Below are 12,831 nucleotides of genomic sequence, written 5' to 3'. Positions count from 1 at the left end.
CAACGTTTCGGAAACTCGGTCGTCATTGCATTGCATCCGATCGCCGCCAAATCGGTCACCGGATGGACACAAATCGAACAGTCGTTAATTAGCCATGTATGAAAGCACCCCTACTCACCCTGGCCATTCTGGCCGTTACCATGAATATCCTTTTCGCGCAGCAAGTACGCATTTCGGGCCTGCTGATGGACTCGACGGCCAATAAGCCTGTCGAATTTGCGACGGTCGCCTTGCTGAAAGACGGAAAAATCACCGAAGGCGTGACGGCCGATGCCAAGGGCCGGTTCACATTCACGAAAGTGGCGCCGGGCGTTTACATTGTACAGGCGTCGCTGATGGGTTACACTACCAAAACGTTTGGCCCGGTGCATGCGGACAAGGAAGATATCGAGATTGGCGTCATCAAGCTGACCTCCGCGGCACAGAATCTGAAAGAGGTTACCGTCAGCGAGCAAAAGGCGCTTTTCGAAGAGCGTTCCGACCGGATGGTTTACAATGCGGAAAAGGACATCAGCATTAAAGGCGGCGACGCGACCGACGTTTTGAAAAAAATACCTTCCATTGCCGTGGATATCGAGGGCAATGTACAGCTGCGCGGAAGTGGTAATATCAAGGTTTTGATCAACAACAAACCCTCCAATGTAGTAGCGCGCAGCGTTTCCGAAGCTTTGAAACAAATTCCGGCCGACATTATCAAGCAAGTGGAGGTAATCACCTCACCTTCTGCCAAATACGATGCAGAAGGAACAGCGGGGATCATCAATATTATTACCAAAAAGAATACCCTGAAAGGTACCAACGGCTCGGTCAGCCCTAATTTCGGGCAATGGAACAACTGGCCCAATGCGAGCATCAGCCACCGCAACAAAGGACTTACGCTCTCTGCCAACGGCGGGTTCAGCAACTGGAAAAACAAACGGTACATGCAGCAATACCGCACGTTCAGCAATGCGGATTCCGTCACCAACCAGGAGCAGCTGCAATGGGTACGCGGCCGCGGCAAGAACTTCTACGGGTCGTTCAATGCCGATTGGGACATTGACTCCCTCAACCGCGTCGGCGCGGGGATCAACTACTACAATGGTATCAACACCAACTGGTTCGACATTACCTTCGACGAGCGCAGACGGGGTATTTCAAGCCAGTATTTCCGCCGTGACATGCGCCGTACGTACGACTGGCAGGGCGCAACCGTCAACCTCGATTATACCCGTTTGTTCAAAAAACCCAAAAGAGAGCTGAACCTGCTCATGATGTACTCTTTCGAAGGCGAGGACAGCGATTATGATTCGGACCTCATGGACCGCGGCAATGCTGTTTACTACCGCGAAAAGAGCTATAATATCAGCAATAATAAGGAAGGAACGATCCAGCTCGACTTTACCAATCCGCTCGACAGCATCAGCACGCTCGAAACCGGCACCAAAACCATTTTCCGCCAGATCCTGAGCGATTACCGCATTTCCAGCGCCATCGACGGCTCCGACGATTTCCACGATATGCCCGAGCAGGCCAATGTGTTCGACTATGCGCAGCAGGTAACCGCGGCCTACCTCGTTTACAACCGCACGCCGAAGAACAAATGGGGCATCAACCTGGGCGCGCGCTACGAGCACACATTCATCCAGGCAAACTTCCTGAATGGTACCGCGGCATTTTCGAACAATTACGGCAACCTCATTCCGAGCGTAAGCCTCTCGCGAAGCCTTAAAAAGAGCCAGCAACTGCGGGTGAGCTACACGCAGCGCATTCAACGGCCGCAGTTCTTTTACCTCAATCCATATGTAAACCAGGCCGATTCGAAGAACCAGTACGGCGGTAACCCCTATCTGAAACCGGAACTGACGCATTCGGTCGAGGCCAATTACAGCGTTTCGATCAAGCAGACGAGCATTAATGCGTCCTTTTTCCTCCGCCAGACCAACAATGCGATTGAGAGCATCAGCAATGTGGACAGCAGCGGCGTGCTGAAACAGATTTTCCAGAATGTAGCCGAAAACTCCGCATACGGCGTCAACCTGAGTGCCAATACTAAGCTGATGAAACAATGGAGCGTGAACGGCTCGCTCAACGTATTCTATAATGTACTCGAAAGCGCCGAGCTCAAAACCCGCAACGCCGACTGGATGTACCGCATTAACCTGAACTCCACCATCGATTTCGGGAAGGGCATCAAAGCGCAGCTATTCGGGTTCTACAACTCCAAGCGCGTGAACATTCAGGGCAGCTACGGCGGATTCGGGTTCTATAATATTGTATTACAAAAAGAGATATTGAAAAAGAAAGGGACGATCGGGTTTGGCTATGATAATCCGTTCAACCGACGGATCCGGTGGAAAAACGAATTCGTGGGCGCGAATTTCGTGCAGTCGCAGGACGTGGCGATGTACCGCCGCGGCTGGCGCCTCAACCTGAAATATGAATTCGGGCAGGTATCGGGCAACCAGCGGCAGAAGAAGCGGATTAGCAATGATGATAAAAAGGCTGGTGAAGGAAACAATTAAGGTTCAACTGCATTACTAAATCGGACTGAATTGGGGTTAAGCCCGGGTTTTTCAAAAAATCCGGGCTATTTTTTTGGAAACCGTTTGGTTTCATTTATATTTGGAAACCATATGGTTTCCATTTTACTTTTATAACCGTTTCCAAACCCATGAACCAGGTACGACGAGACGTTTTTCAGGCCATTTCAGACCCTACAAGGCGGGAGATAATCGGTTTGCTGTCCCGGCGAACACTCAATCTCAACAATGTAGCCGATCATTTTACGATCAGCAGGCCGGCCGTCGCCAAGCACATTCGAATACTGACGGAATGCGGCCTCGTGACCGTGCAGACCCGCGGCCGTGAAACCTTCTGCCAGGCTGATTTGAAAGGCCTCAAAGAAGTTTCCGACTGGGCTAATACCTATCAGCAATTCTGGCAAGACAAGCTCGACGCCCTCGAACGCTTTTTGGATGAAGACCTTCCTGATGAAAACCTTTGAACTTTTAAACCCATCATAACCATGGCTTTTGAACCTTTTGTTTTAGAAAAAGTACTGAATGCCCCGCCGGCGCGGGTGTGGAGAGCCCTTACCGACGCAGGGCAAATGCAGAAATGGTATTTCGACATTCCGGAATTCAAGGCAGAACCCGGCTTCGAGTTCGAATTCACGGCGGGCAGCGAGGACAGGCAGTACCGCCACCTCTGCAAAGTCACAGAAGCCGAGCCTAACCGCAAGCTCGCCTATTCGTGGCGCTACGCCGATTACCCCGGCGACTCCGAAGTGAGTTTCGAACTCATTCCCGAAGGTGAAAAAACCCGCCTACGCCTCACGCACAAGGGCCTGCACACCTTCCCGAAAGACCACGCGGATTTCAAACCGGAAAGCTTCTCCGCAGGCTGGACCCACATTATCAGCAAAAGCCTCACCGAATTCGTGGAGCAGGAAGGTTAAGGAATCACCCTTTCGGCACGCAACTGATCGAATATGCGGTAGAACATCTGTTCGGTATCCGCATATTCGTGAAACCCGAGCCGCCTGGCCTTCGAGCCGTCTGCGAGAAAATCGTAATCCCAGGAAAAGACGAAGTCTCCGAACGGCCAGGCGGACAATGCCTCGTAACCATATTGCAATCCGTGGCGCTCGCGCAGCGCTTCCCACACGGGCTCCTTGTCGCGCATCACCTCCGCGAGCGGGAGCTGCACGGGCGGAGCGGTTTCCAATCCGAAATACCTGCCCAGTTTGGGCCACATTTCCTCCCAGCGGAAGAGGTCGCCGTTATTGATATTGAATGCCTGATTGGCAGCCTCAGGCGTAGTGGCCGCCCAGACGGTGGCTTTCGCAAGCAAATCGGCGTCCGTCAGTTCGATGAGCGGATGATAGGCGCCGGGCTTTCCCGGAAAGCGGAAAGGCACATTCAGTTCCTTGCTTATCGAAGCGTAAACCGCGATCAGCGACAGCAGGTTGAGCGGATTACCCGGTGCAAAACCACCCACAACCGACGGCCGGATCGCCGACCAGCTCCACGATTTCCCCTGTTGCGCCGCGGTAATGTACCGTTGCTGCTCAGTCATGAATTCGGGAAGCATAATGGGCGGGTCGTCCTCCCGCGCTGGCGTCCTGAACGGCCCCAAATGCGCCCCATATACTTTATAGCCTTGCATAAAACTGATATGTTCCAGTTTGGGCGATACTTTTTCAATCGTTTGCACCACATTCCGGAGCATTGCCATGTTGGGTGCTACGAGTTCGGCCCAGGTCGGTTTGTCCTGGTAGGCGGTGTAAAAAACGTGGGTTACGGAAGCCAGCGTCGCGAATTTCACTGCTACGTCAGCCTCGTCGAGCAAATCGACGGTCACCGTTTCCACATTTCCCGGCAGCGGTTTTCTGGATGTTGCTATCACCTTCCAATCGGGCAACGATTGCAGATAGGCCGTCAGGTTTTTGCCGATTAACCCGCTCGCTCCTACTACCAATGCTGTTTTTAAATGTGCCATTTTGCTATCGGTTTAAGCGGCTGCTTCTATTTCCAGATTGTTAAAAACACCGGCCAAGTGCGCCAGGTACTGATCTTTGTATTCCTGGATACGCTCGGGCGTGGCATTCTTTTCGAGGTCGTGGAAATGCATACCTTCCAGCGGCTCCATACCGGTGAATGCATTCATGCGGTGGAAACCAAACATTACCCCTTCGTCGACCGAATGCTCGCGGAAGAATTCTCCCGGTAATGTGAATGCGGTTTCGGGTGCGTTCCAGGTGGTGGTAAGCATGTATTTGCGGCCGTGAAGCATTCCGCCGGTGCCGTAATTGATGGCGGGGTTATCGGTTTTGCGGCCGTCGCTGCGGTAAATGCCTTTTCGGTGACCTGCCGTGAAGACGGTATCGATGTATTCCTTCAATTTATAAGGCATTGAAAACCACCATACCGGCGTGTGGTATACGACCACGTCCGCCCACACGAACTTCCTTACCTCCTCATCGGGATCGTAGGGCTGGTTGATGCCCGTTACTTGCAGCTCGAAACCGTTTTCTGCTGTAAAATAGGATTGGTCCAGATCCGTTAGCGTATGGTTGAATTTTCCTCCCGAATGCGCGAAATGCTGACCGCCGTTAATGACAAATATCTTTTTCATAGTCTGTTTTGATTTTGATGCTACAAATTTCCGGCGATCTGATGCATTATCAAAATAACTTAAATTGTATATTTGTATTATAAAACTTATAGATAGGTATGGTACTCAATCTGGAATGGCTCCGCACTTTCAAGGCGATCTACGAAACGGGGACGCTCTCGGCGGCCGCCCAGGAGCTTTTTATATCTCAACCGGGCGTGAGCCTGCATTTGAATTCGCTGGAAGCTTATACGGGCCATAAGCTGTTCGACCGGTCACCACGCAAAATGGTACCGACCGAGAAAGGAAAGGTGTTGTACAACTTCGTGCTCGACCCGCTTCGGAAACTCGAAGCCGTGGAGCAGCATTTTCATAAAAGCTCCAAATCCGAGCGGCCGACCATCAGCGTCGGGATGTGTTTTGAAACCTTTCAATACACATTGGAAGAGCACATTCCAACCCTGCCGTTCAACCTGATCATCAAATTCGGCGAATACCCGCAAATGCAGCAGGACCTCGACAACGGCCTGCTCGACCTGATCGTGACGCCGCAGCAGGGCAACCAGCAGAACCTTGTCTACAAACCTTTTTCCAAAGAGCGTATCGTGCTTATCGCCGGTAATCAAACCGACATCGATCCGCTGATCGACCTACTCGGCCAGCCCAGGAAGACCGAAGCCGCCAACTGGCTCAAACAGCAGATCTGGTACAGCACCGCAGCCGATATGGAGCATTTGAAGAATTTCTGGCTCAAAAACTTCGACCAGCACCCCGATTTCCGCCCCAACTACATCGTACCCAACATATGCTCGATCATCCGCTGCCTCAGCGGCGGCGAAGGCTTCTCGATCGTCCCGCATTTCCTATGCACGGAAGCCATCGAAACCGGCCAGATCCAGCTCGTGTGGGAAGGCACCACTCCGATGGAAAACACCTTATACTTCGGCACCCGGAAAAAGACCATCTACCAGCAAGAAATCGAGCAGTTGCAGGATTTGTTTGTGAGTAAGTGGAAGGCGCCCGCGGCGGTTGTGGCGTGAGGGGCGGGCTGATGACCGCTGACCGCCGACCGCTGACCGCCGATGGGTTGTGTGGTACCGTATTGGGTGGCTGACCATAGACGATGGACGATGGACCATAGACCATGGATTCAGCCGAAAATAAAAAGACCACAGACCAGGACAAATATCATTGCCATGATCCATGGTCGATCGTCTATGATCAGGCCGCAGGCCACAAGCGATCGGCGGTCAGCGGTCGGCCGTCGGCGGTCGAAACCTAGATGCTCACATTAATAGTAACATCGATATTCCCCCTCGTCGCTTTGGAATAAGGACAGGTCTGGTGCGCCGCTTCGATCAGGATGCGGGCGGTTGTCTCGTCCAGGCCGGGCAGGCTTACATTCAGGCGGGCTTGCAGGAAGTATTCCGACTTCGTAACGCCCAGATCCACCTCGGCATCTACGGCAGTACCCTCCGGTAGTGCGATTTTATTCTTCGCCGCTGCAATGCCTATCGCGCCGATAAAACATGCAGACCAACCGGCTGCAAAAAGCTGTTCAGGATTTGTACCCGCGCCGTTCGAGCCTGGTGACGACAATTTAATATCCAGATTACCGTCCGAGCTGCGTGAAGCGCCGTCGCGGCCACCTGAGGTGTGGGTTTTTCCTGTGTAAAGTACTTTATCGATGGTAGTAGTACCTGCTGCTTTGGTGATTTCGATGGTTTCCATTTTTCTGAAATGATTTAAATTGATTTTTGCGACTTTCAAAAGTTTCTAATTGAACTCGAAACCGGCGTTTCCGCTGCGATTTCTGATACAAATAGAATACAATCTCGCCGCCCCCGACAGCGCAAACCACCCGGAATGGACAAATTCGCGGGCGAAATGGACAGGGAGCAGTTTTGAATTTTCAAAGGGAGGAATGGAGAAATGGGAGGAAAGGAGGAACGGGAGGAAGGGAGGATGGAAATGCAAGAAAATTCGAACCTGGCCGCATTTCTGCTACCAATATTGCATCGCTACGCGATTTGACCACCTGGCTCCTTCCTCCCATTCCTCCTTTCCTCCTTTCTTCCCGTTCCTCCCTTCCTCCCTTTCATCCCTTCCTCCCTTTCCCCCTTTCCTCCCTTTCCCCCCAAAATCCCCCCTGTCCACTTCACCCCCGAATCTGTCCAATTCGGCCTGAAACCGATTCCCGGCGGCGACGCGCCGCGCTACTTTTGAGAAAAAAACAAACCGCTATGAACGCCCTGAAACGCCACAGATACCGCAACGCCGTCGCAATCCTCGCAGGCATTCTTTTTACCAGCTTTGTCGTGCTGCAAGTCAACAGCCCGAAAATTGAAAACCCGCCGGTAACGTCGGAATTTCACGGGCCGGAAGAGGTGACCCGCATTCTCAAACGCTCCTGCTACGATTGCCACTCCAATGAGACCAACCTGCGCTGGTACGACAAAGTAGCGCCGTTCTCTTATAAAGTCGCTGCCGATGTGGAGGAAGCCCGCAAACGTTTCAACTTTTCGGAATGGGACAGTATCCCGAAAGCCGATCAGGAAGGCAAGCTTTGGTACATCGTGAATATGATCGACGCGGGCCGCATGCCCCTGCCTGAATACGCAGCCACACACCCGAATGCGAAGGTGACGCCCGCGGAGCTCACGATCCTGAAAAACTACGTCACCAGCATTTCGCAGAAGCATTATGAGCTCGGAGACACCGCCCGGATCGTCGAACAAAAGCAAGTAGCGCAAGTACCGACTTCCATCAACGGCATTCAATACTTCGATGATTACAAAAACTGGAAGGTGATCAGCTCGACCGGCCGCCCCGACAATGGCACTTCGCGCATCATTTACGGCAACGACATCGCCGTAAAAGCCCTGGAAGAAAACAAGATCCTCCCCTGGCCCGACGGCGCGGTGATCGTAAAAGTAGTATGGACCAGCCAGGCCCCCGACGCCGACGGCAACGTAAAACCAGGCAACTTCAACAACATCCAGATCATGGTACGCGACGCCAAAAAGTTCGCCAGCACCGAAGGCTGGGGCTTCGCCCGGTTCAGCGGCCTCGATTTGAAGCCCTACGGCAAGACGGTTTCATTTGCGACTTCTTGCATCAATTGCCACCAATTGGCGAAAGGTACCGGGTTCGTATTCGACATCCCGACCAAGCCGGCGCGTTAAGGGCCGAAAGCCTGACCGCCGACGGCCGACACGGACCGCCGACCTCTTGATTGATAACATCTCTTGATTACAACAAAAACCAAAACCCGCAAAGGCTCCACCATTACCGCATTCGGCGGTCAGCGGTCGGCCGTCGGCGGTCAAAAAAATTACCAACTTAAACCAACCGCACCGGCGACCCGGTAACCATCATGAAAACCAACATCATCACTTCGCTTTTCCTTACGCTAGGCATCTCACTTTCCGCCATGGCTTCCGATCTAAATTCAAAAACAACTACTGATAACCCCGACGCCAACAAAGGCTTTGCCGTCATCGAACTCTTCACTTCCGAAGGCTGTTCGAGCTGCCCGCCGGCTGATAAGTTACTGGCGAAAATCCAGGAGGAGAATGCTGGCAAGCCGGTTTACCTCCTCGCATTTCACGTCGATTACTGGAACCACCAGGGCTGGCGGGACGTGTTCAGCGACAAAGAGTACACCAAACGCCAGTACCAATACGCCAACTGGCTGAACCTCGAAACCGTCTACACGCCGCAGGCCGTCGTGAATGGCCGGCATGAACTGATCGGTTCGCAGGAAGAGACATTGAAACGCGCCCTTAACATCGAACTGAATGCAACCCCGACAGCGCAACTGAATGCCGAGGCGCAGATCGAGGCGGGGAAATTGAAACTTGCTTATCAAACCACGAATGCAGGTCGCGGTACCGTTTTACAGGTCGCATTGGTACAAAAAGTAGCGCATACGATGGTGAAACGTGGCGAGAACGCCGGTCGGTTGCTCCCGCACGTACAGATCGTCCGTCGCATTCAAAGCTTCCCGGCAGCTGCAAGCGGCAACGTTTCGGTAAACCTCCCCGAAGGCTTCAACCCGAACGAATGGGAAGTAATTACCTTCCTGCAAAGCACACAAAACGGCGCCATCATCGCCGCCAACCGGCCGGATATTGACCGCCGATTGTAGCAAAAGACCATCGTCCCTTAATCATCTATCAACTCACCCCGCAATCGGCGGTCGGCGGTCGGCCGTCGGCGGTCAAAAAAACAACCATCATGAAAAGCCTCATCGCACTCATCTTCGCCACCATCGCATTAGACGCCTGCCACGACTCCCGGAAGCTCGCACCGAATCCCGAAACGATCTTCGACGACCATGGCCTGCACGTCATTACCTCGTTCCACAACGACCGTACCCGCACCATTGCGGTTCTTTACGGCAACGACGACGCCCTCGCAAATGCGGGTAAGGAGCGCGACGCACACACGCCGCGCGTCGGTACGCCTGGCGAAGTTTTCAAACTCGTCACGTGGGACCTGAAACAGAATCCGCTCTGGTTTGGCAGCAATATCAACGGCAATGTGCAATCGGTGGAGACGGTAACGGTTTCCGCCGGGGAATCGGGCCCGGCGATCGATTATGCTAAGGATGATTCCAGCCAAAAAAAGGACGAAAATGCCGTTTTGAGCAATGCAGAGCGGATTAGTTTTATATTTGCCCAACGGGCGTCTGTTTTCCCGTAAACCGGTTCACGAACAATCATGGTACAAAAGACATTCAGGGTTTCGGCGGTGATCGTCTGGCTCAGTTCCCTGTCGCTGGGCATCCTCACCACCGTTCCTAAAATAGCCGAGAAGCATCCCAATGGTTTCGAGGCGGTTACCAGCGCGTTGATCACCACCTCGTTCACATTGTTTGTGTGGTATTTCAATATCTACTCGCTGCCCAAATTCACGAAAGAGCATTCGTCCTCGGGCTTTTCGTACCCGCTGCTGTTCCGCAGCATCGCCATCGGGATCGTGCTCATGTTCCTGATGGTAGGCGCGCAGAAGCTGGCGATCCCGACGCTGGATTTCGGGCCGGTGGTACTGATGTTCGAAGTACGCGGGATTATGATCAACCTGATCTTCTATATGCTGCTGCATTTGCTTTACCAGACGCACCGCAACCAGCAGGTGATCCTGGAACTCGAACGCAGCAAGGCCGATAACCTCGGCGCGCAATATGAGTTGCTGAAACAGCAGGTAAATCCGCATTTCCTCTTCAATAGTCTCAGTACACTGAAATCAATGGTGGAGCTGGAAGATAAGAATAGCGTAGATTTCATATTAAAACTATCTGATTTCTACCGGTTTACACTAGAAAACAGAAAACTCGACCTGATCAGCCTTTCGGAAGAGATCGAAATACTGGACGCCTATATGTATTTGCTGAAAGCGCGGTTCGAGGAAGGTATCGAGCTGGAATACCGGGTGCCGGAGAACGTTTACCGCACGTGGATACCGCCGTTTACATTGCAGCTATTGGTTGAAAATTGCATTAAGCACAATGTCGTATCGCTTGACAAGCCGCTGCATATTGCCATTTACGAAGAAAACGGCCTGCTGATCGTAGAAAACCCGCTGCAACTGAAAAAGAACCCCGAGCATTCGACCGAAGTGGGGCTCGACAATATCAACCGCCGGTATTTCCACCTGCTGAACCAAAAAGTACAAATCGAAAACGACCAGGAATATTTCAGGGTCAAACTGCCGCTTATTCATGAAAATCGTAATCATTGAAGACGAAATCAAAACGGCCCGCTCGCTCGCGCAGCTGATCACCACGCTCCGCCCCGAAGCCGAGGTGGTAGCCACGATCCAGAGCGTGGAACGGGCCGTTTCCTACCTAACCGAATCGCCCCAGCCCGACCTGATTTTCATGGATATCCAGCTTTCGGACGGCCTGTGTTTCGAAATTTTCGAGTCGGTGAAGGTGGTGCCGCCGGTGATTTTCTGCACCGCTTACGACCATTACGCGATCGAAGCATTCAAGGCCAACGGGATCGATTACCTGCTCAAACCATTCAAAAGAGAACACATTGAAGGCGCGCTTGACAAGCTGAGCCAGCTGAAAAGCTATTTTTCTACCGAAAAACCATTGGTACCCGAGCTGGAAATGCTTTTGAAAAGGCTCGGCGAACCCGAAGGCAAAAAAAGCTTCCTCGTTTTCAAGCAAAACAAATACATCACCATCAAAACCGAGACGATCGCATTCTTCTACATTCACAATGAAACTACCTGGTTGCGGACATTTGATAACCAGGACTATACCATCACACAGCCGCTGGAAGAAGTGCAGGGAGTCGTTTCATCTTCACAATTTTACCGGCTGAACCGCCAGTACCTCGTCAATTTCGACGCGGTGAAGGAAGTAGAGCATTATTTTTCGAGAAAACTCTTCATTAAGCTCACGATTCCGACGCCAGAAAAGCTGCTGATTGGAAAAGAAAAAGTAAGCCAATTCCTCGGCTGGCTGGAAAACAGGTGATCAAAAAGAAAAATCCATTGAACATAAGATGATCAATGGATTTTTAACTACATAACTCAATAGCAATAACCGCACTTGGTGTACTTGTTATTGTGGGCGAAATATATCGTTAAGAAGCAGGCGGTGTGATTAAAAATGAATTAAAAATGCAGCCGCCCCGCATATGCTCCTCCCACGCGCTCCAAAACGCGTGTAGTGCACCCAACCACCCACCAGCTTGGCATGATTATTGCTAATGATGCACCCCACGTCGTGCGACTGACCGGAATGGCCGCATGATACAGAAATATAATCCACCTTCATGTAGTTTGGCCCGATGCAACCGGCAAGTCCGCTGCCCGAAATGAACGGTCGAAAAAGATCATTCTGCCTACTTCAAGCACGAATGGCAGCGATAGGTAACTTTCATTGCATCAGTTTTTTGATGTATTGATGCAATGGCTTCCGGAGCTTTCAAAATTATCTTTCCATAAAAAAATCTATGTCCCCGGCAGGTTTGCTTAATCGTCCATTTGAGCCATTTCGGGCACATGTAACCGAAGGTATTTTAAATCAGCGATTTGTGTGGAAATATTTTCCCAACCCTCTTGGATATTTGTAAAAGTACTTCTACATTTGTAAACTTTCTCGGAAGTACCTAAAATTCACTTATCAAATTCTTTCATGATTATGAAAAAACAAATTACCCTCGTCTCGTCGATGTTTGTGGTGATGTTAGCAGGCCTGTCGGGCCGTGCAGTGGCGCAGTCGGATACACAAACCGACAACCATCAGATTATTGTGGATGTGCCCGTAGTGGCCCTGCTTGATCTTGAAAGCGCTACTTCAAAAACTTTAAATGCCACCTTCACCAAACCGGCAAACGACGAAGCGGGTGAAAAAATCGTGGCACCTGTTGCCAACAACTCGATCTGGCTCAACTACACGTCGATCCAGGCGGGAACAACTACCAAGAAAGTGAATGTGAAAGCGAGTGCGGTGGTTGCGGGCGTAGACATCCACCTTGTGGCAGCTGCTGCCGCAGGCGGTGCAGGTTCGAAAGGAACGCCTACGGCCGGTTTTAACCTCACTACCACTGATCAGACGCTCATTTCCGACATCGGAAGCGCCTACACGGCTTCCGGACCGACCAGCGGACATCAGCTCACTTACACATTCCTCGCTGCCGACGCCAACTACGCAAACCTGCGCTCGGGCCAAACGACAGTTACAGTAACTTACACGCTCGCGGACAACTAAGG

Annotated in this window: 13 protein-coding genes; 10 read left to right on the top strand and 3 right to left on the bottom strand. The window is 51.8% G+C overall.

Annotation, left to right across the window (positions count from 1 at the left end; genetic code table 11):
- The first annotated feature begins 98 nt into the window (after positions 1-98).
- From BLQ88_RS00760 to BLQ88_RS00750, 3 genes are all read left to right on the top strand, one after another.
- Positions 99-2,504: a TonB-dependent receptor gene (locus BLQ88_RS00760; protein WP_090145737.1), complete on the top strand. Its 2,406-nt coding sequence runs from the start codon at positions 99-101 to the stop codon at positions 2,502-2,504.
- Between the two features lie 149 nt (positions 2,505-2,653).
- Positions 2,654-2,986, top strand: a complete 333-nt coding sequence (locus tag BLQ88_RS00755; protein WP_090145735.1) for an ArsR/SmtB family transcription factor — start codon at positions 2,654-2,656, stop codon at positions 2,984-2,986.
- 21 nt (positions 2,987-3,007) lie between these two features.
- Positions 3,008-3,439 (top strand): SRPBCC family protein, encoded by a 432-nt coding sequence (locus BLQ88_RS00750; protein WP_090145733.1) that lies wholly within the window; start codon positions 3,008-3,010, stop codon positions 3,437-3,439.
- Here BLQ88_RS00750 and BLQ88_RS00745 read toward each other — a convergent pair.
- Both BLQ88_RS00745 and BLQ88_RS00740 read right to left on the bottom strand, forming a co-directional pair.
- Positions 3,436-4,482, bottom strand: a complete 1,047-nt coding sequence (locus tag BLQ88_RS00745) for an SDR family oxidoreductase (protein ID WP_090145732.1) — start codon at positions 4,480-4,482, stop codon at positions 3,436-3,438. The two genes, BLQ88_RS00750 and BLQ88_RS00745, sit on opposite strands and share 4 nt — an antisense overlap.
- Before the next feature lie 12 nt (positions 4,483-4,494).
- Entirely contained in the window at positions 4,495-5,118 is a 624-nt protein-coding gene (locus BLQ88_RS00740; RefSeq protein ID WP_090145730.1) for an NAD(P)H-dependent oxidoreductase, read from the bottom strand.
- Between the two features lie 98 nt (positions 5,119-5,216).
- Between BLQ88_RS00740 and BLQ88_RS00735 the strand changes: the two genes are divergently transcribed.
- Positions 5,217-6,137 carry a LysR family transcriptional regulator gene (locus BLQ88_RS00735; protein WP_090145728.1) on the top strand — a complete coding sequence of 307 codons (921 nt, stop codon included), beginning with the start codon at positions 5,217-5,219 and terminating at the stop codon, positions 6,135-6,137.
- A gap of 238 nt (positions 6,138-6,375) precedes the next feature.
- Here BLQ88_RS00735 and BLQ88_RS00730 read toward each other — a convergent pair whose 3' ends face one another.
- Complete coding sequence (locus BLQ88_RS00730) at positions 6,376-6,828, bottom strand: organic hydroperoxide resistance protein (protein ID WP_090145727.1); 453 nt, start codon at positions 6,826-6,828, stop codon at positions 6,376-6,378.
- Between the two features lie 512 nt (positions 6,829-7,340).
- On the opposite strand from BLQ88_RS00730, the gene BLQ88_RS00725 reads away from it, so the two are divergent.
- The 6 genes from BLQ88_RS00725 to BLQ88_RS00700 all read left to right on the top strand — a co-directional run bounded on the left by BLQ88_RS00725 (position 7,341) and on the right by BLQ88_RS00700 (position 12,829).
- The gene (locus BLQ88_RS00725; protein ID WP_090145725.1) at positions 7,341-8,282 is read left to right on the top strand and encodes a heme-binding domain-containing protein; all 942 of its coding nucleotides are present in this window, start codon (positions 7,341-7,343) and stop codon (positions 8,280-8,282) included.
- 191 nt (positions 8,283-8,473) lie between these two features.
- Complete coding sequence (locus BLQ88_RS00720) at positions 8,474-9,247, top strand: DUF1223 domain-containing protein (protein ID WP_090145724.1); 774 nt, start codon at positions 8,474-8,476, stop codon at positions 9,245-9,247.
- Positions 9,248-9,336: 89 nt separating this feature from the next.
- Entirely contained in the window at positions 9,337-9,804 is a 468-nt protein-coding gene (locus BLQ88_RS00715; protein ID WP_090145722.1) for a hypothetical protein, read from the top strand.
- 18 nt (positions 9,805-9,822) lie between these two features.
- Positions 9,823-10,842 carry a sensor histidine kinase gene (locus BLQ88_RS00710; RefSeq protein ID WP_090145720.1) on the top strand — a complete coding sequence of 340 codons (1,020 nt, stop codon included), beginning with the start codon at positions 9,823-9,825 and terminating at the stop codon, positions 10,840-10,842.
- Positions 10,823-11,590 carry a LytR/AlgR family response regulator transcription factor gene (locus BLQ88_RS00705; protein WP_090145718.1) on the top strand — a complete coding sequence of 256 codons (768 nt, stop codon included), beginning with the start codon at positions 10,823-10,825 and terminating at the stop codon, positions 11,588-11,590. Before BLQ88_RS00710 ends, BLQ88_RS00705 begins: the two co-directional genes overlap by 20 nt.
- Positions 11,591-12,259: 669 nt before the next feature.
- Positions 12,260-12,829, top strand: a complete 570-nt coding sequence (locus BLQ88_RS00700; protein ID WP_229212514.1) for a hypothetical protein — start codon at positions 12,260-12,262, stop codon at positions 12,827-12,829.
- The last annotated feature ends 2 nt before the right edge of the window (positions 12,830-12,831 follow it).

The sequence above is a fragment of the Dyadobacter soli genome (genome assembly GCF_900101885.1).
Taxonomy (GTDB): domain Bacteria; phylum Bacteroidota; class Bacteroidia; order Cytophagales; family Spirosomataceae; genus Dyadobacter; species Dyadobacter soli.
The sequence above is the reverse complement of the archived record's forward strand: the minus strand, read 5'-3'. Positions and strand labels throughout refer to the sequence as shown.